Annotated in this window: 28 protein-coding genes; 2 read left to right on the top strand and 26 right to left on the bottom strand. The window is 72.5% G+C overall.

Annotated elements, in window-relative coordinates:
• Nucleotides 1–25: 25 nt before the first annotated feature.
• The 7 genes from B5P21_RS03450 to glmS all read right to left on the bottom strand — a co-directional run bounded on the left by B5P21_RS03450 (nt 26) and on the right by glmS (nt 7839).
• Complete coding sequence (locus B5P21_RS03450) at nt 26–430, bottom strand: DUF4190 domain-containing protein (RefSeq protein ID WP_052663240.1); 405 nt, start codon at nt 428–430, stop codon at nt 26–28.
• Nucleotides 431–533: 103 nt separating this feature from the next.
• Entirely contained in the window at nt 534–2153 is a 1620-nt protein-coding gene (gene tsaD / locus B5P21_RS03445) for a tRNA (adenosine(37)-N6)-threonylcarbamoyltransferase complex transferase subunit TsaD (RefSeq protein ID WP_094170762.1), read from the bottom strand.
• Nucleotides 2150–2767: a tRNA (adenosine(37)-N6)-threonylcarbamoyltransferase complex dimerization subunit type 1 TsaB gene (gene tsaB / locus B5P21_RS03440; protein WP_045529579.1), complete on the bottom strand. Its 618-nt coding sequence runs from the start codon at nt 2765–2767 to the stop codon at nt 2150–2152. Before tsaB ends, tsaD begins: the two co-directional genes overlap by 4 nt.
• 9 nt (nt 2768–2776) lie before the next feature.
• The gene (locus B5P21_RS03435) at nt 2777–4468 is read right to left on the bottom strand and encodes a bifunctional alanine racemase/tRNA (adenosine(37)-N6)-threonylcarbamoyltransferase complex ATPase subunit type 1 TsaE (RefSeq protein ID WP_045529581.1); all 1692 of its coding nucleotides are present in this window, start codon (nt 4466–4468) and stop codon (nt 2777–2779) included.
• Nucleotides 4465–5622 (bottom strand): alanine racemase, encoded by a 1158-nt coding sequence (gene alr, locus B5P21_RS03430; RefSeq protein ID WP_045529583.1) that lies wholly within the window; start codon nt 5620–5622, stop codon nt 4465–4467. Before alr ends, B5P21_RS03435 begins: the two co-directional genes overlap by 4 nt.
• Entirely contained in the window at nt 5619–5978 is a 360-nt protein-coding gene (locus tag B5P21_RS03425; protein WP_012039264.1) for a holo-ACP synthase, read from the bottom strand. The genes alr and B5P21_RS03425 overlap by 4 nt, the downstream gene beginning before the upstream one ends.
• A gap of 10 nt (nt 5979–5988) precedes the next feature.
• A complete protein-coding gene (glmS, locus tag B5P21_RS03420; protein WP_045529585.1) occupies nt 5989–7839 on the bottom strand; it encodes a glutamine--fructose-6-phosphate transaminase (isomerizing) in 1851 nt (616 codons plus the stop codon).
• Between the two features lie 150 nt (nt 7840–7989).
• On the opposite strand from glmS, the gene coaA reads away from it, so the two are divergent.
• Nucleotides 7990–8949 carry a type I pantothenate kinase gene (gene coaA, locus B5P21_RS03415; RefSeq protein ID WP_045529587.1) on the top strand — a complete coding sequence of 320 codons (960 nt, stop codon included), beginning with the start codon at nt 7990–7992 and terminating at the stop codon, nt 8947–8949.
• Between the two features lies 1 nt (nt 8950).
• On the opposite strand, the gene B5P21_RS03410 is transcribed toward coaA, so the two are convergent.
• The 19 genes from B5P21_RS03410 to B5P21_RS03325 all read right to left on the bottom strand — a co-directional run bounded on the left by B5P21_RS03410 (nt 8951) and on the right by B5P21_RS03325 (nt 23903).
• The gene (locus B5P21_RS03410; RefSeq protein ID WP_045529589.1) at nt 8951–9331 is read right to left on the bottom strand and encodes a hypothetical protein; all 381 of its coding nucleotides are present in this window, start codon (nt 9329–9331) and stop codon (nt 8951–8953) included.
• A gap of 40 nt (nt 9332–9371) precedes the next feature.
• Nucleotides 9372–9905 (bottom strand): hypothetical protein, encoded by a 534-nt coding sequence (locus B5P21_RS16510; protein ID WP_133064160.1) that lies wholly within the window; start codon nt 9903–9905, stop codon nt 9372–9374.
• A 107-nt stretch (nt 9906–10012) separates the two neighbouring features.
• Nucleotides 10013–11362, bottom strand: coding sequence for a phosphoglucosamine mutase (gene glmM, locus B5P21_RS03405; RefSeq protein WP_045529591.1), 1350 nt, complete (start codon nt 11360–11362; stop codon nt 10013–10015).
• 23 nt (nt 11363–11385) lie between these two features.
• Nucleotides 11386–11871 carry a 30S ribosomal protein S9 gene (gene rpsI, locus B5P21_RS03400; protein WP_012039268.1) on the bottom strand — a complete coding sequence of 162 codons (486 nt, stop codon included), beginning with the start codon at nt 11869–11871 and terminating at the stop codon, nt 11386–11388.
• Nucleotides 11872–11921: 50 nt separating this feature from the next.
• Nucleotides 11922–12368, bottom strand: a complete 447-nt coding sequence (gene rplM / locus B5P21_RS03395) for a 50S ribosomal protein L13 (protein ID WP_012039269.1) — start codon at nt 12366–12368, stop codon at nt 11922–11924.
• 151 nt (nt 12369–12519) lie between these two features.
• Entirely contained in the window at nt 12520–13533 is a 1014-nt protein-coding gene (locus B5P21_RS03390; protein ID WP_094170761.1) for a tRNA pseudouridine synthase A, read from the bottom strand.
• Nucleotides 13530–14621: a GNAT family N-acetyltransferase gene (locus B5P21_RS03385; RefSeq protein WP_052663241.1), complete on the bottom strand. Its 1092-nt coding sequence runs from the start codon at nt 14619–14621 to the stop codon at nt 13530–13532. Before B5P21_RS03385 ends, B5P21_RS03390 begins: the two co-directional genes overlap by 4 nt.
• 102 nt (nt 14622–14723) lie before the next feature.
• The gene (gene rplQ / locus B5P21_RS03380) at nt 14724–15287 is read right to left on the bottom strand and encodes a 50S ribosomal protein L17 (protein WP_045529596.1); all 564 of its coding nucleotides are present in this window, start codon (nt 15285–15287) and stop codon (nt 14724–14726) included.
• Nucleotides 15288–15339: 52 nt separating this feature from the next.
• Complete coding sequence (locus B5P21_RS03375) at nt 15340–16335, bottom strand: DNA-directed RNA polymerase subunit alpha (protein WP_012039273.1); 996 nt, start codon at nt 16333–16335, stop codon at nt 15340–15342.
• Between the two features lie 160 nt (nt 16336–16495).
• Entirely contained in the window at nt 16496–16894 is a 399-nt protein-coding gene (rpsK, locus tag B5P21_RS03370; protein ID WP_012039274.1) for a 30S ribosomal protein S11, read from the bottom strand.
• 44 nt (nt 16895–16938) lie between these two features.
• Entirely contained in the window at nt 16939–17313 is a 375-nt protein-coding gene (rpsM, locus tag B5P21_RS03365) for a 30S ribosomal protein S13 (protein ID WP_015491172.1), read from the bottom strand.
• A gap of 154 nt (nt 17314–17467) precedes the next feature.
• The gene (rpmJ, locus tag B5P21_RS03360) at nt 17468–17581 is read right to left on the bottom strand and encodes a 50S ribosomal protein L36 (protein ID WP_012039276.1); all 114 of its coding nucleotides are present in this window, start codon (nt 17579–17581) and stop codon (nt 17468–17470) included.
• 72 nt (nt 17582–17653) lie between these two features.
• Nucleotides 17654–17875, bottom strand: coding sequence for a translation initiation factor IF-1 (gene infA / locus B5P21_RS03355; RefSeq protein WP_012039277.1), 222 nt, complete (start codon nt 17873–17875; stop codon nt 17654–17656).
• A gap of 255 nt (nt 17876–18130) precedes the next feature.
• Nucleotides 18131–19300: a mannitol-1-phosphate 5-dehydrogenase gene (locus tag B5P21_RS03350; protein WP_045529599.1), complete on the bottom strand. Its 1170-nt coding sequence runs from the start codon at nt 19298–19300 to the stop codon at nt 18131–18133.
• Entirely contained in the window at nt 19297–19734 is a 438-nt protein-coding gene (locus B5P21_RS03345; protein ID WP_045529601.1) for a PTS mannitol transporter subunit IIA, read from the bottom strand. The genes B5P21_RS03350 and B5P21_RS03345 overlap by 4 nt, the downstream gene beginning before the upstream one ends.
• A 108-nt stretch (nt 19735–19842) precedes the next feature.
• Complete coding sequence (locus B5P21_RS03340) at nt 19843–21372, bottom strand: PTS mannitol transporter subunit IIBC (RefSeq protein ID WP_045529603.1); 1530 nt, start codon at nt 21370–21372, stop codon at nt 19843–19845.
• A 113-nt stretch (nt 21373–21485) separates the two neighbouring features.
• Nucleotides 21486–23156: a phosphoenolpyruvate--protein phosphotransferase gene (ptsP, locus tag B5P21_RS03335; protein ID WP_080939339.1), complete on the bottom strand. Its 1671-nt coding sequence runs from the start codon at nt 23154–23156 to the stop codon at nt 21486–21488.
• Entirely contained in the window at nt 23153–23419 is a 267-nt protein-coding gene (locus B5P21_RS03330) for an HPr family phosphocarrier protein (protein WP_012039282.1), read from the bottom strand. Before B5P21_RS03330 ends, ptsP begins: the two co-directional genes overlap by 4 nt.
• 103 nt (nt 23420–23522) lie before the next feature.
• Nucleotides 23523–23903 carry a PTS sugar transporter subunit IIB gene (locus B5P21_RS03325; protein WP_015491177.1) on the bottom strand — a complete coding sequence of 127 codons (381 nt, stop codon included), beginning with the start codon at nt 23901–23903 and terminating at the stop codon, nt 23523–23525.
• A 210-nt stretch (nt 23904–24113) separates the two neighbouring features.
• On the opposite strand from B5P21_RS03325, the gene B5P21_RS03320 reads away from it, so the two are divergent.
• The gene (locus tag B5P21_RS03320) at nt 24114–26102 is read left to right on the top strand and encodes a BglG family transcription antiterminator (RefSeq protein ID WP_094170760.1); all 1989 of its coding nucleotides are present in this window, start codon (nt 24114–24116) and stop codon (nt 26100–26102) included.
• Nucleotides 26103–26138 lie beyond the last annotated feature (36 nt).

Here is a 26138-nt window from a genome sequence, read left to right as displayed (position 1 = left end):
CGCGTCGTGTCGTGCGGGTGGGGCGTTACGGAGCCGTGTAGCCCTGCTCCTGCAGCGCGGCCAGGGCGATGAAGCCGAGGATCGCGAGGCCGACGGCGAGCACGAGGCCGACGATGCCGGTGATGATGCCGGTGAGCCAGAAGCCCTTGGCGTCCGGGTTGCGCTTCTTGCCGAGCACGCCCGTGATGATCGCGGCGATGCCGAGGGGCGCGGAGAGGAACCAGAAGAGGATCGTCACCACGGACACGATGCCGAGGACCATGGACGTGATGCTCAGCCCCTTGGAGACGGGCGCACCGCCCTGGCCGGGCTGGTAGGGCGCCGCGTACGGCGAGTCGGAGCCGGCGGCGGGAGCGGCCGGGTAGGCGGGCTGGCTCGGCGCGGGCGGGAAGCCGTCGTGGGAGCGGTCCGGGTTCTGCGGATCGGTCATTGTCGTTCCTTTCGTCCCTGGGAACATACCGTGATGCGTGCTCCGGGATTCTCCTGTTCGGGAAATAGCCGCGAAAGGTCCCCGTAATGGGGGCGCGGCCGGATCAGCCGACCTGGACGACGGTGACGGGCAGCGTCGAGTCCGCGCCGAAGGCGAGCCCGGACGGGGCGCGGCCCGCCGTGATGAGGCGCGCGCCGAGCGCCGCGATCATGGCGCCGTTGTCGGTGCAGAGCGACAGGGGCGGAATCCGCAGCTCGATGCCCGCCGCCCGGCACCGCTCCGCCGCCAGCTCTCGCACGCGCGCGTTCGCGACGACGCCGCCGCCGAGGAGCAGGCGCGGGATCCCGTGGTCGACGCACGCGGCGACGGCCTTCGTGAGCAGCACGTCGACGACCGCCTCGCGGAAGCTCGCGGCGACGTCCGCGACGGGCACGGGCTCGCCGGCGTCCTGCCGCTTCTCGACCCAGCGGGCGACCGCGGTCTTGAGGCCCGAGAACGAGAAGTCGTAGCGGTGGCGCTCCATGTCCTTGGGCAGGGAGAGGCCGCGGGGGAAGCGGATCGCCTTCGGGTCGCCGTCGGCTGCGACGCGGTCGATGTGCGGTCCGCCCGGGTAGGGCAGGCCGAGTACGCGCGCGACCTTGTCGAAGGCCTCGCCCGCGGCGTCGTCGATGGTCTCGCCGAGGAGCTCGACGTCGTCCACGAGGTCGCGCACGAGGAGGAGCGAGGTGTGGCCGCCGGAGACGAGCAGCGCGATGCTCGGGGTCTCGAGCGGGACGCCCGGCCCGCCGTCGGTGCTGAGGAGATCCGCGCCCACGTGTCCGACGAGGTGATTGACGCCGTGCAGCGGGATGTCGAGGGCCACGGCGAGCGCCTTCGCCGCGCCGACGCCCACCATGAGCGCGCCGGAGAGGCCGGGACCCGCGGTGACGGCGATCGCGTCGAGCTCGCGGAGGGTGACGCCCGCCGCGGCGAGCGCGGCGTCGATCGCGGGGGTGAGCGCCTCGAGGTGCGCGCGGGCGGCGACCTCGGGCACGACGCCGCCGTAGCGCGCGTGCTCGTCCATCGAGCTGGAGATGACGTTGGCGAGGAGCGTCTGGCCGCGGACGATGCCGATGCCCGTCTCGTCGCACGAGGTCTCGATGCCGAGGACGAGGGGGCCGGCGTCGTCGCCCGCGGTCTCGTCGGCGTGCGCCTCGGCGTCCGGGGCGGCGGATGCGGGCCGCTCGGCGGGCGCGTTCCGCGGCTCGGCGACCTCGGGCGGCGTCGCGGCGAGGGCGACGCGCATCACGACGGCGTCGACGTCGTCCGGCTGGTAATAGTGCGGGCGGACCGCGATCTCCTCGAACCCGAGCGAGGAGTAGAGGCCCTGCGCGACCGGGTTGTCGGCGCGCACCTCGAGCAGCACCTCGCGGGCGCCGCGGGAGTGCGCCTCGGCGACGAGCCGGGTGAGGAGGGCCCGGCCGATGCCGCGGCCGCGGCTGCCGTCGGCGACCGCGATGGTCTGGACGTCGGCGGCATGTGCGCCGCGCGGGCAGGAGAGGCCGACGTAGCCGAGGATCCCGCCACCGCCCGTGTCCACGGCCACGACGTACCAGCCGTGCCGGGCGGTGAGCTCGCCGCGCATCGCGTCCGCGGACCAGGCGTCGGAGACGAACGTGGTGGTCTCGAGGTGCATCAGCGCGGGGAGGTCGGCGACCTCGGCGGTGCGGAACAGGACGCTCACGAGGTCACCCGCTTCGGGCCGGCGGAGACCGTGACGTCGGGCGAGCGGAGGTAGAGCGCCTCGTCGGCCGCGAAGGGCAGGTCGAGCTCGTCCATCCGCCGGGCGACCTGCGCGAGGGAGGCCGCGCGCACGCCGGCGGCATCGATCCGGTGGTCGGCGGCCGGCACGTCGTCCGGCTTGCTCAGGCCGGGGCCCGCGGTGCGCTCGGCGACGCCGCCGGGCGCGGGCTCGCGGTAGACGGACCAGTACAGCTCGCGGCGGCGGGCGTCCGTGACGACCACGAGGGATCCGGTGCCGCCCGCCGCGTAGTGGTCGTGGGCGACGGCGTCGTGGCTGACCACGGGGATCACGCGCACGTCCAGGCCGGTGGCCAGCACCCGGGCCGCGGCGATGCCGACCCGGAGGCCGGTGAAGGGGCCGGGGCCCATGCCGGCGACGATCGCGCGGACGTCGCAGCGCTCGATGCCGGACGCGGTGAGGCACTCGTCGAGCAGCGTGCCGATGACCTCGGCGTGCCGCATGGTGTCGGCCTCCTGGCGCTCGGCGAGCACGCGGCCGTCGGGGTCGATGACGGCGACGCCCGTGCCGGCGGAGGTGTCGATCGCGAGGAGCACTGGACGAGTCTAGGCGCGGGGCCGCGCGCGGAGCCGCCGGATGCGGACGGTACGGGGCTCCTCGGGGGCGGCGTCGGGATCCGCGTCGGCGTCGGCCGCCGGGTCGGCGTCGGCGTCGTCCGCGCCCGTGGGCCGCGCGATCCGCAGGTCCCACCACTCCTCCGCGACGCCGTCGAGCTTGCCCTCGCCCCACTCGACGACCACGACGGAGCGCGCGAAGTCGATGTCGAGGTCGTCGAGCTCGCGGGCGTCGGCCAGGCGGTACGCGTCGACGTGCACGAGCGGCGGCCCGTCGACGAGGCTCGGGTGCGTGCGCGCGAGCACGAACGTGGGGCTCGTGACGGGACCGCGGACGCCGAGGCCGTCGCCGAGCCCGCGCGTGAACGTCGTCTTGCCTGCCCCGAGCGGGCCGGACAGGACGACGAGGTCGCCCGCGCCCAGCTCGCGGGCGACGGCGCGGCCGAGCTCCTCCATGTCGTCCGTGGTCGCGACGGGGACGAGCTCGTCGGAGAGGACCTCGGCGGCCGGCGCCTCGGCCGCGTCCGGGCGCTCGTGCAGGTGCACGCGGTCGACGCGCGGGCCGACGCGGGTCACGATCTCGTCGCCGATGGTCTCGGCCCATCCGGCCCACTCCTCGGCGGTGGGCTCGCCGCGGTCGCCGGGGCCGAGGATCACGGCGGTGTCCCCCACCTCGACGGGCAGGTCGCCGACGTCGAGCACGAGCTGGTCCATGGCGATGCGGCCGGCGATCGGGAAGCGGCGGCCGTTCAGGAGCACGGAGGCGTGCGGGGCGGCGAAGCGGGGGATCCCGTCGGCGTAGCCGAGCGGCACGAGCACGAGCGTCGACGGCCCCGAGGTGCGGTGGTCGAGGCCGTACGAGACGCCGTGCCCCGCCTCGACGCGCTTGACGGAGATGACGTCGGCCTCGAGCGTCATCGCAGGGACGAGGCCGAGGTCGCGACCGGAGCGGTCGTCGAACGGCGAGATGCCGTAGACGGCGATGCCGAAGCGCACCATGTCGAAGCGGGCGGCGGGCAGGCGGATCCCCGCGGAGCTCGCCGCCAGGTGCTTCTCGACCGGACGCGCGCCCAGCTCCTCGGCCACGCGCACGGCCTCGTGGAAGCGGGCGAGCGCGGCGTCGTCGTCCTCGGGCGAGGCGTCGGCGAGGTGCGACCAGAGCGCGTGCAGCGTCAGCTCGCCCGCGGCGTCGGCGGCGACGGCCGCGCGCACGAGGTCGGGCCACGCTTCCGGGGTGGCGCCGTTGCGGCTGAGGCCCGTGTCGGCCTTGAGGTGCACGCGGGCTCGGATCCCCGTGGCGCGTCCCGCGGCCGCGATGCGCTCCAGCTCCCACAGCGCCGAGACGCCGAGGTCGATGCCGTGCTCGACCGCGACGAGGAAGTCGGTGTCGACGCCGTGCAGCCAGGCGAGGAGGCGGGCGGTGATGCCCGCGCGGCGGAGCTCGACGGCGGAGGCCACGTCGAGCACGGCGAGGCTCTCGGCGCCCGCCTCGAGGGCGGCGCGCGCGACCTGCAGGGCGCCGTGGCCGTACGCGTCGGCCTTCACGGCGACCATCGTGCGGGCGGGGGCGGCGAGCGCGGCGAGCGTGCGGACGTTGTGGCGGATCGCGTCGAGGTCGACGACGGCGCGACGGCCGGGCGCGACGGGTCCGGCCGGGACGGGCGCGGATGCGGGCTCGGTCATGCGGAGTGCCTCCGGGTCACGCGGCCGGTGACGCGCGCGACGATCTCGTAGCCGATGGTGCCGGTCGCCTCGGCCCACTCCTCCACCGAGGGGGCGCCCGTGGCGGGATCCCCGAACAGCACGGCGTCGTCGCCCACCGCGACGGGTCGGCCGTCGACGACGCCGTCGCCCACGTCGACCACGAACTGGTCCATCGCGATCCGGCCGCTCACGCGGAAGCGCGCGCCGTGGATCGCGACGGGCGCGCGGTTGCTCGCGAGCCGCGGGACGCCGTCGGCGAACCCGAGCGAGACGAGCGCGAGGGTCGTGGCCCGGGTGGTGCGGTACGTGTAGCCGTAGGAGACGCCCGTGTCGGCGGGCACGCGCTTGACCGCGACGACGCTGCCGACGAGGGTCATGGCGGGCACGAGGCCGAGGTCGGCGGACGTGACGCCGTCGAGCGGCGAGATGCCGTAGATCCCGATGCCGAGGCGCACCATGTCGAGGCGGGCCGCGGGCACGCGCAGGGCGCCCGCGGTGGCGGCGAGGTGACGGATCCCGGGCTCCAGCCCCGCGTCCCGCACCACGTCGACCGCCCGGTGGAACGCGCGCACCTGCGCCCGGTCCTCCTCCTCGCCCGCGTTGGCGAGGTGGCTGAAGACGCCGCCGAGGTGGATCCGGCCCTCGGCGACGAGCGCCTGGACCTCCGCGACGACGGCCGGCCACTCCGCCGGCGTCACGCCGTTGCGGCCGAGCCCGGTGTCGACCTTGAGGTGCACCTCCGCGGCGCGGCCGACGCGGCGCGCGGCGTCCGCGACCTCGCGCACCTGGCGCAGGCTGTTGAGCCCCAGGTCGATGCCGGCCTCGATGCCGGTGGCGAAGTCGGCGCCGGGCGCGTGCATCCAGGTGAGGATCGGCGCCTGGATCCCGGCCGCCCGCAGCGCGAGCGCCTCCCGGATGTCGACCACGCCGAGCCGGTCGGCCCCGCCCGCGAGCGCCGCGCGCGCGGACGCGACAGCGCCGTGCCCGTAGCCGTCGGCCTTGACCACGGCCATCACGAGCGGCGCGCCGGTGGTGGCCCGCAGCGTGCGGACGTTCGCGGAGATCGCGCCCGTGTCGATGCGCGCCTCCCGCCGGAGGGCGGCCGGCGCCTGGAGCGTCACCTCGTCGGTCACGGCGCGTCCCCCTCGGTGACGACGAACGCGGTGGCGAGGCCGGCGTCGTGGCTCATGCTCAGGTGGATCCGCGTCACGCCCCGCGCGGCCGCGACCTGCGCGACGACGCCGGCCACCCGGAACGACGGGTCACCGTGCTCGTCGCGGACGACCTCCATGTCCTGCCAGCTGATCCCGCCGGGTCCGCCGAGCGCCTTGATGAGCGCTTCCTTCGCCGCGAACCGGGCCGCGAGCGAGCGCGCGGGCAGGGACCGCTCGGCCGGCGCGAACAGGCGCGGCACGAGACCCGGAGTGCGCTCGGCGCTCCGGGCGAACCGCGCCACGTCGACCACGTCGACGCCGATGCCCCTGATCACGCCGCCGCGGTCACTCGACGGTGACGGACTTCGCGAGGTTGCGCGGCTGGTCGACGTCGAGGCCCTTGGCCGCCGCGAGCTCCATGGCGAAGATCTGCAGCGGCGTGACGGCCAGGAGCGGCTCGAACAGCGGCGCGGCGAGCGGGATCGGGATGACCTCGTCGGCGTGCGGCAGCACGAACGCGTCGCCCTGCTCGGCGATCGCGATGACGCGGGCGCCGCGCGCGCGGATCTCCTCGATGTTGGAGATGACCTTCTTGTGCAGCGCGAGCTGGTGGACGGGGCTCGGCACGATGACGAACACGGGCTGCCCCGGCTCGATGAGCGCGATGGGCCCGTGCTTGAGCTCGCCGGCCGCGAAGCCCTCCGCGTGGATGTACGCGAGCTCCTTGAGCTTCAGCGCGCCCTCGAGCGCGACCGGGAAGCCGACGTTGCGGCCGAGGAAGAGCACGGCCCGGGTGTCGGCCATCCACTTCGCGAGCTGGCTGATCTTCTCGCCCTGCTCCACGACGGTGGCGAGCTTCTCCGGCACAGCCAGCAGCTCCTCGGTGTTGGCGACGATCTCGTCGGCCGACAGCGTGCCGCGGATGCGCGCGAGGTGCAGCCCGAACAGGTAGAGCGCGGCGACCTGGGCGACGAACGCCTTCGTGGACGCGACCGCGACCTCGGGGCCCGCGTGCGTGTAGACGACGGCCTCGGACTCGCGCGGGATGGTGGCGCCCTGCGTGTTGCAGATGGAGAGGACGCGCGCGCCGGCCTCGCGGGCGTAGCGGACGGCGAGCAGCGTGTCCATGGTCTCGCCGGACTGGCTGATGGAGATCACGAGCGTGGTGGCGTCGAGCACGGGGTCGCGGTAGCGGAACTCGTGCGCGAGCTCGACCTCCACGGGGACGCGGGCCCACTTCTCGATGGCGTACTTGCCGAGGATGCCCGAGTACGCGGCGGTGCCGCAGGCGACGATGACGATGCGCGAGATGTCCGCGAGGTCGACCTCGCCGATCGCGTCGAGGTCGGGCAGCACGACGACGCCGTCGACGATGCGGCCGCGGAGGGTGTTCGCCACGGCGTCCGGGCCCTCGCTGATCTCCTTCGCCATGAAGCTCGACCAGCCGCCCTTCTCGCTGGCGGACGCGTCCCACGCGATCTCGAACTCGTGCGTCTCGACGGGGGCGCCGTGGAAGTCGGTGACCGTGACGGAGTCGGGGCGGATGGCGACCATCTGGTCCTGCCCGATGGCGACCGCGCGACGCGTGAACTCCACGAACGCGGCGACGTCGGATCCGAGGAAGTTCTCGCCGTCGCCCAGCCCGATGACGAGCGGCGAGTTGCGGCGGGCGCCGACCACGAGGCCGGGCTGGTCGCGGTGCACGGCGAGGAGCGTGAACGCGCCCTCGAGCCGGGTCACCGTGTTGCGGAACGCCTGCTCGAGGTCGTGCATGATGCCGTACTCGCGACCGAGGAGGCGGGCGGCGACCTCGGTGTCGGTGTCGCTCTCGAAGGTGTAGCCGTCCGCGAGGAGGTCGTCCTTGAGCTCCGCGAAGTTCTCGATGATCCCGTTGTGGATGAGGGCGAGCTTGCCGTCGTCGCCCAGGTGCGGGTGCGCGTTGCGGTCGGTGGGGCCGCCGTGCGTGGCCCAGCGGGTGTGGCCGATGCCGGTGGATCCGTTCGGCAGCGGCGACGCCTCCAGGTCCTCCAGCAGGCGGTCGAGCTTGCCCGCGCGCTTGCGCACGCCGAGCGTGCCGTCCTCGTCGAGCACCGCGACGCCCGCGGAGTCGTAGCCCCGGTACTCGAGCCTCCGCAGCCCCCCGAGGAGCACCTCGAGGCTCTTGGACTCACCGACGTATCCCACGATTCCGCACATGGGGCACCACTTTAGCCGTCCGCGTCGGGGTTCCCCTGCGCGGCCGGGCATCGCGGCGCGCCCCGGGCGCGGAGGCGCCTGGGGAGGGACCGTCGGCTGGCGTACGCGCGCTCCGGCCGCCCGCCGACCCCGCCATAGGATGGGGACGCCATGCCAGACACCGCGACGGGATCCCCGACGAGTCATGGGCACGTCTCCCCGTTCGTGGAGATCGCCCGCGCCGACTGGGCGGCCCTCGCGCCCGCCACGCACCTCCCGCTCCGGGAGACCGAGCTGGTGCAGCTGCGCGGCATCGGCGACCGGCTCGACATGCGCGAGGTCGAGGACGTCTACCTCCCGCTCAGCCGCCTGCTCAACCTCTACGTCACGGGCACGAAGAAGCTGCACCGGGACACGAGCGCGTTCCTCGGCGAGCGCGCCAAGAGCACCCCGTTCATCATCGGCGTCGCGGGATCCGTGGCCGTCGGCAAGTCGACCGTCGCGCGCCTCCTGCGCGAGATGCTGGCGCGCTGGGACGACACCCCGCGGGTCGAGCTCGTGACCACGGACGGCTTCCTGCATCCGAACGCCGAGCTCGAGCGACGCGGCCTCATGGAGCGGAAGGGCTTCCCCGAGTCGTACGACCGGCGGGCGCTGCTGCGGTTCGTCACGCAGGTCAAGAGCGGCGTGCCCGAGGTGCGCGCGCCGTTCTACTCCCACCTCGCCTACGACATCGTGCCGGGCGCCGAGGTGGTCGTGCGGCAACCGGACGTGCTCATCATCGAGGGCCTCAACGTGCTGCAGCCGGCGGCGTCCGGCGCGAAGCTCGCCGTCAGCGACCTCTTCGACTTCTCGATCTACGTGGACGCCCGCACCCACGACATCGCGCAGTGGTACGAGGACCGCTTCCTCAGCCTCCAGCGCGGGGCCTTCAGCAACCCGCGCTCCTACTTCCACCGGTACGCGGAGCTCAGCCCGGCCGAGGCCGTCGAGCGGGCGCGGCGGATCTGGTCGACCATCAACGAGCCGAACCTCGAGCAGAACGTCCGCCCGACCCGCTCGCGCGCGACGCTCGTGCTGCGGAAGGACGCGGACCACTCGGTCGCGAGCGTCCTGCTCCGCAAGCTCTGACCTACTCGAGGACCCTGTCGGCGACGATCCCGTCCACGTCGATGCACGTGAACGAGATGGACCAGCTGTCTCCGTCGCTCAGGCGGAACGCGCCCGTGAGGTCTACCTCGAAGGGCCATCGGAAGATCCAGTCGACGACGCCGGTGAGCGGCTCGCCGCCTCCGCTCATCACGCGTTCCGCGACGACACGATGCCCTCGACCGTCCTCCAGCGATGGCAGCACCGCGTAGGACGTCGAGCGCTCCGTCGCGTGAGGGCCCACCGGAGCCGTGGGCGTCTCGGCGCGGATGCACAGCCACGCCCCCGGTCGGACATCCAGGGTCCGTAACGTGACGTCAGAAGTGCAGCTCGTCGACTTGACGATGCAGAACAGGCTGCTCATTGCGTTATCCCGTCCGCATTGTCAAAGTAATCCACGCCGTTCACGTGAAGAAACGCCTCCACTTCGAACAGGAGGCCCGGGAAAGGGCAATACTGAATGGTGCGGGTTCGCAGTCCACTGCCGGACCCCGACGCCGTTCCACAGTCTTGCCAAGTTCCGTTGTCGATACGCCATTCGCAGGACAGCGTCTTATACGGCCGACCGGCATTCCACCGACTGTCGCCAGCCAAGTGACCTGACCCGGCTGGATGTCGAGATTCGCCACCGGATAATAGCCCTCTGAGTCCACGTGCACGGCCTCGGGCGACGAGGCTGTCGAGCTACTGCCCCGGGACGCCAGCTCAGGATGAGCACAGCGGAACTCCGCATGGTCCCGAAGGCTCTGCTGCCGCTCGACCGGGAGCGGCAAGCCATTCGCATCATCGAGATCGATGGCTTGACCCGCGCATATCCGAACGACGTTGACGTCCTGTGCGCGCCCTGATGCGTCGGCGAACGCCGGAGACGGACTTGCGGCCGCAATGACTACGGCTACGAGAATCACGCTTCGCACCGAGCGCTTCATGATCTTCATGGGATGGCACTCCTCAATTGCTGACGAGGACATGGTGGAGGAGGCCGGGATGCCCCGACGATCTCCTCCACAGCGACTCCTGAAGGGAGCACCCTGGCGCGGGCCGGCTAGATCGCCAGGCGCTCCGTCACGAGGGCGGCCAGCTCCTGCGCGTGGCGCTCGGCGGTCGCCTGGTCGGCGGCCTCGACCATCACGCGGATCATGGGCTCGGTGCCCGAGGCGCGCATGAGGATGCGGCCGGTGTCGCCGAGCTCGGCCTCCGCGCGCGCGACGGCCGCGTTCAGCTCGGCGTCGTCGCCCACGCGGTCGCGGTCGACGCCGCGCACGTTGATCATCACCTGCGGGTACACGGTCATCACCGAGGCGAGCTCGCGCAGGCTCTTGCCCGTGGCCGCCATCTCGCCGAGCAGCTGGATCCCCGTGAGGATCCCGTCGCCGGTCGTCGCATGCTCCGCGATGACGAGGTGGCCCGACTGCTCGCCGCCGAGGGAGTAGCCGCCCTCGTTCATGGCCTCGAGCACGTAGCGGTCGCCGACGCGCGTCTGCAGCACGGTGACGTCGTTCTCGGCCATCGCGATGCGGAGGCCGAGGTTGCTCATGACGGTCGCCACGAGCGTGCGCTCCGCCAGCAGGCCGCGGCGGGCCATGGAGAGCGCGAGCACGGCCATGATCTGGTCGCCGTCGATGATCGCGCCCGTGTGGTCGACCGCGAGGCAGCGGTCGGCGTCGCCGTCGTGCGCGATGCCCACGTCGGCGCCGTGCGCGAGGACGGCCTCGGCCAGCAGGTCGAGGTGCGTGGACCCGACCCGGTCGTTGATGTTCATGCCATCGGGGTCGTTGCCGATGACGGTGACGCGCGCGCCCGCGTCCGTGAAGACCTCGGGGCTGATGCCCGCGGCGGCGCCGTGCGCGCAGTCGAGGACCACGTGGATCCCGTCGAGGCGGTGCTGCAGCGTGCCGAGCAGGTGGAGGACGTAGCGGTCCTCGGCGTCCGCGAAGCGGCGGATGCGGCCGACGTCGGCTCCCGTGGGGAGCAGGACGGGCTGGCTCAGCCGCGCCTCGATGCGGTCCTCGAGCTCGTCGGCGAGCTTCCGTCCGCCGGCGGCGAAGAACTTGATCCCGTTGTCGGGAGCGGGGTTGTGCGACGCGGAGATCATCACGCCGAAGTCGGCGTCGAAGTCCGCGATGAGGTACGCCGTGGCCGGCGTCGGGATGACCCCGGCGTCGAACACGTCGACGCCGGAGCTCGCGAGGCCGGCGGCCACGGCCGCCGCGATGAACTCGCCGGACACCCGGGGATCCCGGGCGACGACCGCGATGGGTCGTCGTCCGGCATCCCGGGCGTCCTGCCCGAGCACGTGCGCGGCGGCCTGGGCCAGGCGCAGGGCGAGGTCCGCGGTGATGGTCTCGCCGTTGGCGAGTCCGCGGACGCCGTCCGTGCCGAAGAGCCGGGGCATGAGTGCCGGGGTACCCGAGCGCCTTAGCGCTTCGAGAACTGGGGCGCCTTGCGGGCCTTCTTGAGTCCGGCCTTCTTGCGCTCCTTGACGCGCGCGTCGCGGCTGAGGAAGCCGTTCTTCTTCAGCACGGCGCGGTTGTTCTCCTCGTCGATCTCGTTGAGGGCGCGCGCGATGCCGAGGCGCAGGGCGCCGGCCTGGCCGGAGGGGCCACCGCCGGAGATGCGCGCGACGACGTCGTAGCTGCCGAGGAGGTCCAGCACCTTGAACGGGTCGTTGACGAGCTGCTGGTGCAGCTTGTTGGGGAAGTAGTCCGCGAACTCACGGCCGTTGACCGTGATCGAGCCGGAGCCGGGGACGAGGCGCACGCGGGCGATGGCCTGCTTGCGTCGTCCGACGGCACCGCCGGACACGTTGAGGACCGCGCGGGGGGCCTTGGGGGCCTCCTCGTTCGGGGTCTCGGTCGAGAAGCTCTCGGGAGCCACGTCGAGGGAGTCTGAGATCTGAGCCACTGGGTTCGATTCCTTCTGAGGTCTTTGGTCGTCGCTGTCGGCAGCCGGAGCTACTGAGCGACCTGGCCGAGGGTGTACGGGGTGGGCTGCTGAGCAGCGTGGGGGTGCTCGGGGCCCGCGTAGACCTTGAGCTTCTTCAGCTGCGCCGCACCCAGCGAGTTCTTCGGCAGCATGCCGCGGATGGCCTTCTCGACCGCGCGCGTGGGGTGCTTCTCGAGCATCTCGACGTAGGTGGTGGCCGTGAGGCCGCCCGGGTAGCCGGAGTGGCGGTAGGCCAGCTTCTTCTCGAGCTTCTGGCCCGTGAGCGCCACCTTCTCGGCGTTGACGATGATCACGAAGTCGCCCATGTCCATGTGGGGGGCGAACGTGGCCTTGTGCTTGCCGCGCAGGAGCGCGGCAGCGTGGCTGGCGAGACGGCCGAGGACGATGTCCGTGGCGTCGATGACGACCCAGTCGTGCTGGACCTCACTGGCCTTGGGGGAATAGGTGCGCGTCATTGATCTGACTGCCTTCTTTTCGAGGTGAGATGGTCGTGGATCCCGCTCCGTGGGCGTTCTGACGAGAACGCATCCGGTGGAGGGCTCAACCTTGTATGTCGCCGCACGCAGGCGTGCAGACAACCGGTTCAGAGTACGCGATCCGGGGCGATCAGGCAATCCCGGGCGTGTCGGCCAGCCGCGCCAGGTCGCGGGCGGCATCGTCGGCGCCCTCCGTGACGGGATCCACCTCGTGCGCCGCACGCCGGTTCCGGGTGACCTCGTTGCGCGCCGCGAGCTCCGCGTCGGGCGGGTAGCCCACCCGCTCGAGCACGAGGCCGCGCGCGGGCATCACCGTGAACTCGCTCGTCCGCTCGCGCAGCTCCAGCAGCTCGCGGAGCCGCGCGACGCCGACGCGTCCCGACGCCGCCGCGACGCACGCGCCGACGAGCGCGCGCACCATGCTGTGGCAGAAGGCGTCCGCCCGGACCGCCGCCTCGAGCGCGCCGTCGGCCGCGCGGGCCCAGGTCAGGTCCTGCAGCGTGCGGATGGTCGACGCCCCCTCGCGCGGCTTGCAGTACGCGGCGAAGTCGTGGAGGCCCAGCAGCGCGTCAGCCGCCTGCTGCAGCACGGCCGCGTCGAGGGCGACCGGGACCTCGACGGTCCGGTGCCGCTGGAGGGGGTCGCGGGGGCCGGAGGTGTCGGAGATCCGGTAGCGGTACGCCCGCCACGTCGCGGAGAAGCGCGCGTCGAAGCCGTCGGGCGCGGGGGCGCACGCGAGCACGACGGCGTCGGACCGTGGGCCGAGCACGCCGTTCATCCGGCGCGCGAGGGCCGCCGCGGCGCGCTCGACGGAGGGAGCGTGTGGCCCCTCCCCCGCGGCGTCGGCGCCGCGGCCCCGCGGCGGACGGTCGAGGGACGCGATCTGCGCGTCCGTGAGGTCGACGTGCGCGACCTGGCCCGTGGCGTGCACGCCCGCGTCGGTCCGCCCGGCGACGACGAGCGTCGGCGCCGGCGGCGTGCGGGCGAGCAGCTGCGCGAGCGCGCCCTCGAGCGCGCCCTCGAGCGCGCCCTGCACCGTGCGGAGCCCGGGCTGCTTCGCCCAGCCGGCGAACCCCGTGCCGTCGTACGCGATGTCGAGGCGGAGGCGCGTGCCGGCGTCACCCGCCTCGGCATCCGCGCTCATCGGGCGGCGGATCCCCGCGGCGGCGTCATGCCGACCTCGCGCTCGTACACGGCAGAGCGGCTCGCCTGCGTGAAGCCGAGGTGCTCGTACAGGTCGAGCGCGCCGGTGGGGCTGTCGGAGTCGACGTCGAGCACGGCGCGCTGGACCCCCGCCGCGCGGGACCCGGCGAGCGCGGTGGACAGGAGCGCCTGCGCGAGGCGGCGGCCGCGGAACTCGCGCCGCACTCCGACGAGGGCGATGTAGGTGGACGTGTAGCCCGCCGCCTCCCAGTTCTCCGGCGTGACCTCGGCCATGGCGAATCCGGCGACGACGGCGTCCTCGCCATCGCCCGTGACGGCGATGACGGAGAGGTCGTCCCGCGCGGTCGGCAGCGAGAGGAAGGCCTCCCAGCGCTCGACGCTGACGGGCTCGGACCCCCAGTGGTCGCGGAACACCTCGTTCTTGGCGAGGCGCGTGCGCTCCCACCACTCCCGCGAGACGGGGATGAGGCGCAGGCCCTCGGGCGACGGCACGTCGGGAAGCTCGGTAGCCAGGTCGCGGTGCATCTCGATGAAGTAGCGGCTCGGGGTGAAGCCGCGCGACTCGAGGAGGGCGACATGGCCAGCGGAGTCGACCTGCACGTCCGCCCCCATGCGCGTCGGCACCGGCTCCTCGACGTGCGGGGCGGGCTGGGCCACGGCGAGGGACTGCGTGGCACGCGCGATCTGCCAGTCGAGCAGGCGCCCGCCGATGCCGCGACGGCGGAAGCCGGGGTGCACGGAGCCCGAGGTGTTCGCGCGGACGACGGTCTCGTCGTCCGGCTTGACGACGGCGACGCCCTCCGCCACGAGGCGTCCGTCGGCGTCGACGGCCACGATCGTGTCGCGCGCGAGGTCGACGTAGGAGAAGCCCTGCGCCATCACGATCTCGTCGCGGGTGGCGCGGTACTCCGGGTGGTCGGCGTCGGCCACATCGCTCGCGAGCTCGACGAGCGCGTCGACGTCGTCCGGGGAGATGGGGCGCCACGTGATCCCGTCGGGCCCCTCGGGGAGCGGGACGGCAGAGGTGGAGGAGGGATCGTCCGGCAGGGTCGTGCTCGTGTCGGTCATCCGTCCAGGGTACCGGGGCACACGCGGCCGCCCCAGGGGCGCCCGGACGCACGAGAGCCCCCGACGCGCAACGCGGCGGGGGCTCTCGGGATGGTGCGGGCGCTACTTGGCGGACTTCTCCGCGGCGTCGGCCTCGACCTCGGCGGCGGCCTCGTCGGTCGTCTCCGCGGGGGTCTCGTCGGTGTGCTCGACGGCGTCCGTCTCCTCGACGGGGACCTCCGCCTCCTCCGCGGGCGCCTCGGCGACCGGGGCCGCGGCGACCGGAGCCGTCGCGGTGGAGGTGCGCGAGGAGCGGACCTTCGGGGTCACGGGCTCGAGCACGAGCTCGATCTGCACCATGGGGGCGTTGTCGCCCTTGCGGAAGCCGAGCTTCGTGATGCGGGTGTAGCCGCCGTCGCGCTCGGCGACGAGGGGCGCGATCTCCGTGAAGAGCTCGTGCACGACGCTCTTCGAGGGGATGATCCCCATGACGCGGCGGCGGGCGTGCAGGTCGCCGCGCTTGGCGAACGTCACGAGGCGCTCCGCGACGGGACGCAGGCGCTTGGCCTTGGTCTCGGTCGTCTTGATGGACTTGTGCTCGAAGAGGCTCTGGGCCAGGTTCGCGAGCATGAGGCGCTCGTGCGCCGGGCCGCCTCCGAGGCGGGGACCCTTGGTGGGCTTGGGCATGGTCTTGTCTCCGTAAGTGTCGAAAGAAGGCGTACGGCCGAGGCCGGACGGATCAGTTGGTGGTGGTCTCGTCCTCGTCGTAGCTGTAGTAGTGCGCGCCGTCGAAGCCGGGGACGGCGTCCTTCAGCGACAGACCGAGCTCGACCAGCTTGTCCTTGACCTCATCCACCGACTTCTGTCCGAAGTTGCGGATGTTCATGAGCTGCGTCTCCGAGAGGGCGACGAGCTCGCTGACGTTATTGATGCCCTCGCGCTTGAGGCAGTTGTACGACCGGACCGAGAGGTCGAGGTCCTCGATGGGCATCGACAGCTCGGAGCTGAGGACGGCGTCGACCGGCGCGGGGCCGATCTCGATGCCCTCGGCGGCCGAGTTGAGCTCGCGCGCCAGGCCGAACAGCTCGGTGAGCGTGCGACCGGCGGACGCGATGGCGTCGCGCGGCGTGATGGCCGACTTGGTCTCGACGTCGACCACGAGGCGGTCGAAGTCGGTGCGCTCGCCGGCGCGGGTGGCCTCGACGCGGTACGTGACCTTGAGCACGGGCGAGTAGATCGAGTCGACCGGGATCTGGCCGGCCTCGCTGAACTCGCTGCGGTTCTGGGTCGCCGAGACGTAGCCGCGGCCGCGCTCGATCGTCAGCTCCAGCTCGAACTTCGCCTTCTCGTTGAGCGTGGCGATGACGAGCTCGGGGTTGTGGATCTCGACGCCGGCCGGGGCCGAGATGTCGGCGGCCGTGACCTGGCCCGCACCCTGCTTGCGCAGGTACGCGGTGATCGGCTCGTCGTGCTCGCTGGAGACGACGAGGCCCTTGATGTTGAGGATGATCTCGGTCACGTCCTCCTTCACGCCGGGGACGGTGCTGAACTCGTGCAGCACGCCGTCGATCCGGATGCTGGTGACGGCCGCGCCGGGGATGGACGAGAGGAGCGTGCGGCGGAGCGAGTTGCCGAGCGTGTAGCCGAAGCCGGGCTCGAGCGGCTCGATGACGAACCGCGAGCGGAACTCCGAGATGGACTCCTCGGTGAGGGTGGGGCGCTGCGCAATGAGCACTGTGTTGTTTCCTTTCGGCGAGGCGTCCGCTATATGACGCCTGCGATGCCCCCCGGATGGCGGCCCGGGCGGGTAGTGAATGGTCGATCGGACACACGGCGGATCGGCCGACGCCGTCCCCTCCTGGTGGAGCGGGACGGCAGCGGCCGATCAGCGCGAGCTAGACGCGGCGGCGCTTGGGCGGGCGGCAGCCGTTGTGCGCCTGCGGGGTGACGTCGTTGATCGAGCCCACCTCGAGGCCGGCGGCCTGGAGCGAGCGGATCGCGGTCTCACGGCCGGAGCCGGGTCCCTTGACGAACACGTCGACCTTCTTCATGCCGTGCTCCTGCGCCTGGCGGGCGGCCGACTCGGCGGCGAGCTGCGCGGCGAACGGCGTCGACTTGCGCGAGCCGTTGTAGCCGACGACGCCCGAGGACGCCCAGCTGATGACGGCACCGGTGGGGTCCGTGATCGAGACGATGGTGTTGTTGAAGGTGCTCTTGATGTGGGCCTGGCCCACGGCGATGTTCTTCTTGTCCTTGCGGCGCGGCTTGCGAACAGCCGACTTGGGTGCTGCCATGGAATTCTCCTGTGTCTACGGGTGGCGAGGCGCGGGCCGAGGGCCTAGCGCGCCTTCTTCTTGCCGGCTACGGTGCGCTTCGGGCCCTTGCGGGTACGAGCGTTGGTCTTCGTGCGCTGCCCGTGGACAGGGAGGCCGCGGCGGTGGCGGATGCCCTCGTAGCTGCCGATCTCGACCTTGCGTCGGATGTCGGCGGCCACCTCGCGGCGGAGGTCGCCCTCCACCTTGAAGTTCCCGTCGATGTAGTCGCGGAGGGCGATGAGCTGGTCGTCGCTCAGGTCCTTGACGCGGATGTTCTTGTCGATGCCGGTGTCCTCGAGGGTCTTGACGCTCGAGGTGCGGCCGACGCCGTAGATGTACGTGAGTGCGATCTCGACGCGCTTGTCGCGCGGGAGGTCGACGCCTGCTAGACGTGCCATTGAGGCTTCTCCTGGTGATGGATGGAGGTCTGCAGCAGAGCCTGTGCATCGGCCTCCGACCGATGGTGTCCCCCGGATCCCTCAGGACCCCGGCTTCCGGCGCTGCTGTCGTTCTTCTCTGGGTGGTGCGGGTGGTGCCGTGCGGTCGTGCTGACTAGCCCTGGACCTGCTTGTGGCGCGGGTTGTCGCAGATGACGCGCACGCGGCCGTTGCGTCGGATGACCTTGCACTTCTCGCAGATCCTCTTGACGCTGGGGTTGACCTTCATGATGCTTCCTTGCCTTCGTTCTCGCTGGCCTCGTGCCGCCGCGGATGCGGGGCCGTTCCTTGTGCAGCAGGCCTACTTGTAGCGGTAGACGATCCGGCCGCGGGTGAGGTCGTACGGGCTCAGCTCCACGATCACGCGGTCCTCGGGGAGGATGCGGATGTAGTGCTGACGCATCTTGCCCGAGATGTGGGCGAGGACCTTGTGCCCGTTGCTCAGCTCAACGCGGAACATCGCGTTCGGCAGAGCTTCGACAACTCCGCCTTCGATCTCGATGACGCCGTCTTTCTTGGCCATATACTCACTGTCGCTAGAGGTGGTGTCTGCTGTTCGTGCGGATGCGCATCATGGTGAGACGCAGGTGCTGGTGGCACGCCGGGAGGCGGCCGAGCACCAAGGGTCGAGAGTACGGCATCCCCGGGCGTGTCGCAATTCTCCCCGCGTGTCGCGGGCGGATCCGCGGATCCTGCGCTAGCGGACGCACGACGGGCCGGACGGTCGCCCGTCCGGCCCGTTCTCGTGGTGCTGGTGCTCGTGGTGCTGCCGCTCCGACTACGCGCGGTGGCGCGGCGCGCTGCGGCGGTCGGCCTGCGCGGCGTCGACGACGGCGACGAGGTCGGCCGTCAGCGGGTGCTGGTCGTCCAGCCCCGTCACGCGGCGGACGAGGTCGGCCGCCGTGTCCGTCGCGAGCAGCCCCTGCAGCTCGAGCGCCTGCGGGTCGCCCGCGGGGTCGAAGCGGAGCGCCTGCCCCATCGCGCGCACGAGCGCGTCGTGCGGGAGCCCGCGCTCGGCGAGCTGCGCGGCGGGACCCACGAAGCGCTCCTCGCGGGAGAGCTTGCGCAGCGGCTGGCGGCCGACGCGCTCGACGGTGTCGGCGAGCGCCGTGTTCGCGAAGCGCGCGAGGTTCTTCGCGCGGTACGCCGCCTGCTCGGCCTCGTCGAGCCCGTGCTTGGCGACGAGCAGCGCACTCGTCTCCTCGAGCACCCGGCGCACCTCGTCGGCGACCTCGGGGATCGCCATCGCGTCCGACTGGCTCACGGCGCCGCGCGCGTAGCCGTGGTACGCGACGGTGGCGTGGCCCGTGTTCACCGTGAAGAGCTTCCGCTCGATGTAGGGCGCGAGGTCGTCGACGAACGTGGCGCCGGGGATCACGGGCACGTGGTCGCCGAACGGCGTGCGCTCCACGACCCACTCCGAGAAGTCCTCGACGGTCACGTCGAGGCCCGCGGCGGGATCCTGGTTCGGCACGATGCGGTCGACGGCCGTGTTCGCGAAGACGGCGCGGTCGAGGGCGTCCGTCTCGTCGCCGAGGGCCTTCTCGATCTCGGCGCGGAGGGTGTCGGTCGCGTTGATCGCGTTCTCGCAGGCCATGACGGCGACGGGCCCGAGGTCGGCGGAGCGCGCGCGGAGGCCCGCGGCGATCGCCGGGGCGACGAAGCGGAGGATGTTGGGGCCTACAGCCGTGGTCACGACGTCGGCCGTCGCGATCTCCCGGATGAGCGCCTCGCCGTCCGCCGCGCTGTCGATCGCGCGGAAGCCCGTGACCGTCCAGTCGCGCGCGTGCGGGCCGACCTCGGTGACGCGGTAGGAGTCGGCGGTGGCCAGGTGCCCGATGAGCTCGGCGTTGACGTCGGCGAAGACGACCTCGTAGCCGGCCTCGTGCAGGATCAGCCCGACGAAGCCGCGGCCGATGTTGCCGGCGCCGAAGTGGACGGCCTTCACGCCTCGTTCACCTCGGCCAGGAGGGCGTACAGCGCCTCGGCGTCGGGGGCGTCGACGAGCTTCTGCACCTCGTCGTCGTCGCTGAAGATGATGGCGATCTTGCTGAGGATGTCGAGGTGGCCGTTGTCCTTTCCGGCGATGCCGACGACGAAGCGCACCTCGTTGCCCGCCCAGTCGATGGGGGCGTCGTATCGGACGAAGGAGAGCGCCGAGTCGAGGATCGTGTCCTTGCCCTCGTTGGTGCCGTGCGGGATGGCGAGGAGGTTGCCCATGTAGGTCGAGACGCTGTTCTCGCGCTCGAGCATGAAGCCCTGGTACTCGGGGGTGACGGCGCCCGCGGCGACGAGGATGCCCGCCGCCTCGGCGATGGCCTCCTCCACGCTCGCGGCGGTGCCGCCGACGCGGATCTGGGCGGGTTCGAGGACGTTCGACATGGTGCTCCTGACGTGTGTGCGTGATGCGGGGGACGGGCGCCTTCCAGCATGGCCCGGCCCCCGCGGTGCGGTGGTGCGGGGGTCCGCCGCGAGGGCGGACCCGGGTGATCAGCTGTCCGAGCGCTGCTTCCGGACCAGCTCCACGATCTCGTCGTAGCGCGGCGAGTTCATGAAGTTGTCGACGGAGACATGCTCCGACGACGGGCTCTTCTGGCGGGCGCGGTCGGTGAGCTCGCGCTGCGTGATCACGAGGTCGGCCGTGCCGTCGAGGGCGGCGATCGCCTTGTTGACGACCGTGACGTCGGTGAGGCCGGCCTTCTTCATCTTGTTGCGGAGCACCGACGCACCCATGGCGGACGAGCCCATGCCGGCGTCGCAGGCGAACACGATGTCCTGGATGCGGGTGGCCGTGGCCGTGCCGCCGTCCGTGCCCGCGCTGGTCGTGCCGTCGGCGAGGCCGCCGACCGTGCCCGCGGTGCCGGTCTCGGCGCCGAGCCCGGAGAGGATCGAGGACTCCTTGCCCTTGTTGGCCTGCGTCGCGGCGACCGCGGCGCCGAAGTCGCCCTCGGTCTTCTTGCCGGTGCGGAGGATGACCGCCGCGACGACGAAGGTGACCGCGGCCGAGATGATGACCGAGAGGATCACGCCGATGAAGCTGTCGCTGGCCGTCTGGCCGAGCACGGCGATGATGCTGCCGGGCGAGGCGGGGGCGCGGAGGCCCGAGCCGAACGCGACGTTGGTCGCGACGCCCGAGGCGCCACCCGCGATGACCGCGAGGAACAGGAGCGGCTTGGAGAGCACGTAGGGGAAGTAGATCTCGTGGATGCCACCGACGAACTGGATGAGGATCGCGCCGGGGGCGGTGGAGCGGGCGGCACCCGCGCCGAAGATCGCGAACGCGAGGAGCACGCCGAGGCCGGGGCCGGGGTTCGCCTCGAGCAGGAACAGGATGCTCTTGCCCTTCTCGAGCGACTCGGCGGTGCCGAGCGGCGTGAGGATGCCCTGGTTGATGGCGTTGTTGAGGAACAGCACCTTCGCGGGCTCGATCACGATGCTCGTGAGCGGCAGCAGGTTGTTGTCGACGAGGAAGCCGACGCCGCCGCCCAGGACCGACGTGATCGCGCGGATCACCGGGGTGAGGCCGAAGAAGGCGCCGATCGCGAAGACCGCGCCGAGGATCCCGGCGGAGAAGTTGTTGACGAGCATCTCGAAGCCGGGGCGGATGCGGTCGATCCAGAGCCGCTCGATGACCTTGAGCAGGTACGCCGCGAGCGGGCCCGTGATCATGGCGCCGAGGAACATCGGGCTGCCGCCGTCGTAGTAGGGGTCGCCGATGGTGCCGGCGATGACGCCCATGGTCGCGATGGTCGCGACCACGCCGCCGCGCGCGTCGTAGACCATGCGGCCGCCGGTGTTCGCGATGAGCAGCGGCAGGAGGAAGAACAGGATCGGGCTGATCAGCTGGGCGATGTCCGCGTTCGGCAGGTAGCCGTCCGGGATGAACAGGGCCGTGAGCAGGCCCCAGGCGATGAACGCCGCGATGTTCGGCATGATCATGCCGCTGAGGAACGTGCCGAACTTCTGCACGCCGAGCCGCACGGACTGTCCCGTGCTGCGGGTGGGTGACGTCGTCGTCATGGGGGTGGTGCTCCTGTTCGTGGTGGTGGCGGGCCTGCTGCGGCCCGCCGTGCTGCCGTGAGGGGAATGTGCGGTGGTGCGGTGGAGAGGGCCGTGCGGGTCGGTGGTGCGGGTCAGACGGTGACGGGCGCCGATGCCGCAGTGACCGCGGCGCGCGCCTCGACGGCGCTGTCGGCGGCGAGGGCGACGGCGGCCAGGGCCTCCGCCTCCTCGCGCGTGTGGAGGGCGAGCTCGGCGCGCACGTCGGCGAGGGCCGCGGGCGACATCGAGAGGCTGGTGGCGCCGAGGCCGACGAGCACGACGGCGAGCAGCGGGTCGGCCGCCGCCTCGCCGCAGATGCCCACGGGCTTGCCGAGCGCGCGGCCCGCGGTGCCGACCTCCTGCACGAGGCGGAGGACGGCGGGGTGCCACGGGTCCTGGAACGCGGCCACGGATCCCAGCAGCCGGTCGGCCGCGAGCGTGTACTGCGTGAGGTCGTTGGTGCCGATGCTCGCGAAGTCGGCGTTGGCGAGGATCCGGTCGGCGAGGAGCGCGGAGGACGGGACCTCCACCATCACGCCGACCGTCTTCAGGCCGAGCTCGCGGCCGAGCGCCGTGAAGTAGCGCGCCTCCTCGACGGTCGAGACCATGGGCGCCATGACCCAGAGATCGGCGTCGGTGGCGGCGTCGGCCTGCGCGAGCGCGGTGAGCTGGTCGCGGAGGATCTGCTCGTTGGCCCGCAGCGCGCGGAGTCCGCGGAGCCCGAGGGCCGGGTTCTCCTCGTCGGCGTCGTTGAGGAAGCTCAGCGGCTTGTCGGCGCCGGCGTCGAGCGCGCGGACGACGACCTTCTGCCCGGGGAACGCCTCGAGCAGGCGCGTGTAGTGCTCCCGCTGCTCGTCGACCGACGGCGCGCTCGTGGCGTCGAGGAAGAGGAACTCCGTGCGGAAGAGGCCGACGCCCTCGGCACCCTTCTCGACCGCGTCGGACGCGCCGTCGGCGGATCCGAGGTTGGCGAGGAGGGGGATCGCGGTGCCGTCGGCGAGCGCGCCCGGTCCGGTGGGGACGGCGACGCGCGCCTTCCGGGCGGCGATGGCGTCGCGCGCGGCGGACTCCTCCTCCGGCGTCGGGGCGACGGTGACGGCGCCCGTGAGCGCGTCGACCACGACGGTCTCGCCGTCGGCGAGGTCGGCGGCCGCGGCGACGCCGACGACCGCGACGATCGCCTTCTCGCGGGCGAGGATCGCCGTGTGCGAGGTGGGTCCGCCGTCGGTCGTGATGAGGGCGAGGACCTTGTCGAGGTCGAGGAGCGCGGTGTCGGCGGGCGCGAGGTCGCGCGCGACGAGCACGAAGGCGTGGTCGGGACCCGGCACGCCGGGGGCGGCGACGCCCTGCAGGTGCGCGACGACGCGCTGCGAGACGTCGTCGAGGTCGGTGGCGCGCTCCCCCATGTAGCCGCCCATGCTGAGGAGCAGGTCGCGGAAGCCCGCGAACGCCTCGTGCACGGCGCGCTCGGCGGTGCGACCCGTGGCGAGGCGCGCGGTGATGTCGTCGACGAGCGTCGGGTCCTCGGCCATGAAGGCCTGCGCCTCGAGCACGTCCTTCGCGGCACCGCCGGCCTTCTCCCCGCGGATGCGTATGTCGGCGGCGGTCGCGGCGAGCGACGCGCTCACGCGGATGCGCTCCTCGTCGGCGGTCAGGGTGCTCGCGGTGTCGCCGGGCTCGGGCAGCGGGTCGGGCATGCGGACGACGGGACCGACGGCGGATCCCCGGCCGATGCCGATGCCCTGGAGCGTGCGGGAGCTCATGCGGCGTCCAGGTCGGACTCGAGGAGCGTAGCGAGGTCGGTGACGACCTGCTCGGCGTTCTCGCCCTCGGCGGAGACGACGACCTCGTCGCCCGTGTCGACGCCCAGGGAGATCACGCCGAGGATGCTCGCGGCGTTGACGCTGCGGTCGCCCTTGGCGAGCTGCACGGGGATCCCGGCCTTCGCGGCGGCCTGCGTGAACAGCGAGGCGGGGCGGGCGTGCAGCCCGTGCGACGAGGCGATGGTGACGGTGCGTTCTGCCATGGTGGCTCCTTCTGTCGGCCCCGTCGTCGGGGCCCTGGTGGCGGTCATCGTGCGGTGCTGCGGGTCGTGCGGTCGTGCGGGGCCGGCGCGGGCGCCGGTGCGGTCAGGCGACGGGCGGGGATCCCCCGAGGGGGCGGCCGTGGAGGCCCGGCGCGAGGCGGAGCGAGCGGGCGCCCTGGCGCATGGCGGCGACGGCCCGGTCGAGCGCGGCGCGCGCGCCCTCGGGACGCGCGGCGTCGGCGTCGAGGAGCACCGCGGTCGCGCCCTCGTCGGCGGCGGCTTCGCGCACGGCGTCGAGGCGATCGGCGAGGTGGGCGCCGAGGAGGACGACGTCCATGCCCGCGGCGTCGAGGCGCACCTGGGCGAGGGATCCGGCGACGGCCTCGATCTCGAGCCCGTCCTCCTCGGCGAGCGCGCGGAGGCGCTGGGCGAGGAAGGTGCTGGATGCGCCGGAGCCGCAGACGACGAGGATCCTCCCGGTCATGCTGTGCCTCCTCGCGTCGTCGCTGGTCGTCTCATCGTGCTCCGCGGGAGGCCGCGGGTGCCAGCAGATCCGCTTCCGCGGGGTAGGAAGACGGGGCCGGCGGGCGCTCCCGCGGGCGTCCCGGGCGGGAGCGGATGGTTGACTCGTCTCCGAGAGCGGCACGCTCGGTCCGCCGCCCGGGGACGCGAGCCGCCGCGCAGGGAGACGACCATGCTGAGCGAGAACCAGGAGAGGCTGCTGGACTACCTGTCCACGGCCGACCGCTGGGTCGAGGCCGGCGAGCTCGCGGACCGCCTCGGCGTCACGACGCGCAGCGTCCGCAACTACGTCACCGCGGTGCGCGAGCGCTCGACCGTGGGCGTGGCCTCCTCCCCCGACGGCTACCGGATCGACGCCGGGAGCTACGCGCGCCACCTCGCGACGCGCTCGGGCGGTGACCCGCAGGGCACGCCCCGCGACCGCCTCCACGCCCTCGTGCGCCGCCTCGGCGACGCCCCCGACGGCCTCGACGTCTTCGCGCTCGCGGACGAGCTGCACGTGAGCGAGTCCACGGTCGAGGCGGACCTCCGCAAGGTGCGCGCGCTCGTCGAGGACGCCGGCCTCGCCCTCGGCCGCGCGGGATCCACGGTCGCGCTCGAGGGCTCGGAGCGCGACTTCCGCCGGCTGCTGTCGCGCATGTTCCGCGACGAGAGCGCGCAGGGCTTCCTGTCGCTCGAGACCGTGCAGCGGGAGTTCGCGTCCGACTCGCTCCGCGCGTTCAAGACGGACCTCGTCCGGGAGCTGACCGAGGGCGGCTTCTTCGTCAACGAGTACGGCGTCGACAACGTGCTGCTGCACGTGGCCATCGCGGTCGACCGGCTGGCGCGGGCGCCGCGGCGGACGGACGCGGACGCGGACGCGGATCCCGCAGCGGACGACGCCCAGGACGACGCGCACCCGACCGCCGACGGCGCCTCGTCGCCCGTGCCCTCCGTCGACCCCACCGCGCTCGCGATCCGGACCGTGCTGGCCCGCCTCCTCGCCGCCCACTTCGACGCGCCGGTGCCCGCGGGCGACGTCGCCTACCTCGCGCTCCTCGTCCGCACGCGCGTCGTCACCCCCGGCAACGAGCAGTCGCTGGCCACCGTGATGCGCGAGCACGTCGTGGAGAGCGACCTCGATGTGGTGCGCGCCATCGTGCGCCGCGTGAAGCAGGAGTACCTGGTGGACCTCGAGGACGAGGACTTCACGGTCCGCTTCTCGCTGCACCTCGGCAACCTGGTGGCGCGCGCCGCCGACCGCTCCTTCTCCCGCAACCCGCTAGCCCGCTCCATCAAGACCTCCTACCCGATGACGTACGAGATCGCGGTGTTCATCGCGAGCGAGGTGCAGCGGCGGCGCGGCATCGCGATCAACGACGACGAGATCGCGTACATCGCGCTGCACGTGGGTTCGCACCGGGAGCGCGTCGCCCGGCGCGACGACCGCGTGGCGTGCGCGCTCGTGTGCCCGAACTACTACGACCTGCACCAGATCATGCGCCAGCGCATCGAGCAGGCGCTCGGCGCGGACATCAGCGTGGACGCCGTGGTCACGCGCACCGACGTCGACGCGGACGCCCTCGGCGTGCAGCTCGTCATCGACGCGACCGGCACGCGTCCGCCCGGCGACGACGTCGTTGTCGTCCAGCCGCTGCCGACGCCCGACGACATCGAGGCGATCCGCCGCGCCGTCGCCCGCGTCCGCCGCCACGCGCGCCGCAGCTCCATGAAGCACGACCTGCTGCGCTTCCTCGACGAGTCGCTGTTCTTCCGGGACCTGCACGCGCCCGACGAGGAGGCGATGATTCGCCTGCTCGGTCAGCGGATGGTGGAGCAGGGCATCATCGAGCCCGAGTACATCGACGGCGCCATCGAGCGCGAGCGCCTGTCGTCGACGGCCTTCACCGACACGCTCGCGGTGCCGCACTCGCTGGCCATGACGGCGCACCGCACGGCCATCGCCATCGTCGTCAACGACCAGGCGATGCAGTGGGGCGGCAACCGCGTGCACGTGGTCGCGCTCGTGGCCTTCAGCGCGAGCGGACGCACGAGCTTCCAGCACGTGTTCGACCAGTTCGTCGAGGTGTTCTCCGACCACCGCGACGTGCAGGCGATCATGCGGGCGTCCGGCTCGCACGGCTCCTTCATCGAGGAGCTCGTGCACGTCATGGACACCTGACCGGCAGACGCGCGGGCGTCCGGGCGGATCAGGCGG

It is taken from the genome of Clavibacter michiganensis subsp. insidiosus (assembly GCF_002240565.1).
In the GTDB taxonomy this organism is placed as follows: Bacteria; Actinomycetota; Actinomycetes; order Actinomycetales; family Microbacteriaceae; genus Clavibacter; species Clavibacter insidiosus.
The sequence above is the reverse complement of the archived record's forward strand: the minus strand, read 5'-3'. Positions and strand labels throughout refer to the sequence as shown.

Bases quoted from the DNA above. Each gene is read 5' to 3' on its own strand.
- B5P21_RS03450 (WP_052663240.1), bottom strand. From the start codon at position 430: ATGACCGATCCGCAGAACCCGGACCGCTCCCACGACGGCTTCCCGCCC.
- B5P21_RS03435 (WP_045529581.1), bottom strand. From the start codon at position 4,468: ATGACCGAGCCCGCATCCGCGCCCGTCCCGGCCGGACCCGTCGCGCCC.
- glmS (WP_045529585.1), bottom strand. From the start codon at position 7,839: ATGTGCGGAATCGTGGGATACGTCGGTGAGTCCAAGAGCCTCGAGGTG.
- coaA (WP_045529587.1), top strand. From the start codon at position 7,990: ATGCCAGACACCGCGACGGGATCCCCGACGAGTCATGGGCACGTCTCC.
- B5P21_RS03410 (WP_045529589.1), bottom strand. From the start codon at position 9,331: ATGAGCAGCCTGTTCTGCATCGTCAAGTCGACGAGCTGCACTTCTGAC.
- B5P21_RS16510 (WP_133064160.1), bottom strand. From the start codon at position 9,905: ATGAAGATCATGAAGCGCTCGGTGCGAAGCGTGATTCTCGTAGCCGTA.
- glmM (WP_045529591.1), bottom strand. From the start codon at position 11,362: ATGCCCCGGCTCTTCGGCACGGACGGCGTCCGCGGACTCGCCAACGGC.
- rplM (WP_012039269.1), bottom strand. From the start codon at position 12,368: ATGACGCGCACCTATTCCCCCAAGGCCAGTGAGGTCCAGCACGACTGG.
- B5P21_RS03390 (WP_094170761.1), bottom strand. From the start codon at position 13,533: ATGAGCGCGGATGCCGAGGCGGGTGACGCCGGCACGCGCCTCCGCCTC.
- B5P21_RS03385 (WP_052663241.1), bottom strand. From the start codon at position 14,621: ATGACCGACACGAGCACGACCCTGCCGGACGATCCCTCCTCCACCTCT.
- rplQ (WP_045529596.1), bottom strand. From the start codon at position 15,287: ATGCCCAAGCCCACCAAGGGTCCCCGCCTCGGAGGCGGCCCGGCGCAC.
- rpsK (WP_012039274.1), bottom strand. From the start codon at position 16,894: ATGGCAGCACCCAAGTCGGCTGTTCGCAAGCCGCGCCGCAAGGACAAG.
- rpsM (WP_015491172.1), bottom strand. From the start codon at position 17,313: ATGGCACGTCTAGCAGGCGTCGACCTCCCGCGCGACAAGCGCGTCGAG.
- rpmJ (WP_012039276.1), bottom strand. From the start codon at position 17,581: ATGAAGGTCAACCCCAGCGTCAAGAGGATCTGCGAGAAGTGCAAGGTC.
- infA (WP_012039277.1), bottom strand. From the start codon at position 17,875: ATGGCCAAGAAAGACGGCGTCATCGAGATCGAAGGCGGAGTTGTCGAA.
- B5P21_RS03345 (WP_045529601.1), bottom strand. From the start codon at position 19,734: ATGTCGAACGTCCTCGAACCCGCCCAGATCCGCGTCGGCGGCACCGCC.
- B5P21_RS03340 (WP_045529603.1), bottom strand. From the start codon at position 21,372: ATGACGACGACGTCACCCACCCGCAGCACGGGACAGTCCGTGCGGCTC.
- ptsP (WP_080939339.1), bottom strand. From the start codon at position 23,156: ATGAGCTCCCGCACGCTCCAGGGCATCGGCATCGGCCGGGGATCCGCC.
- B5P21_RS03330 (WP_012039282.1), bottom strand. From the start codon at position 23,419: ATGGCAGAACGCACCGTCACCATCGCCTCGTCGCACGGGCTGCACGCC.
- B5P21_RS03325 (WP_015491177.1), bottom strand. From the start codon at position 23,903: ATGACCGGGAGGATCCTCGTCGTCTGCGGCTCCGGCGCATCCAGCACC.
- B5P21_RS03320 (WP_094170760.1), top strand. From the start codon at position 24,114: ATGCTGAGCGAGAACCAGGAGAGGCTGCTGGACTACCTGTCCACGGCC.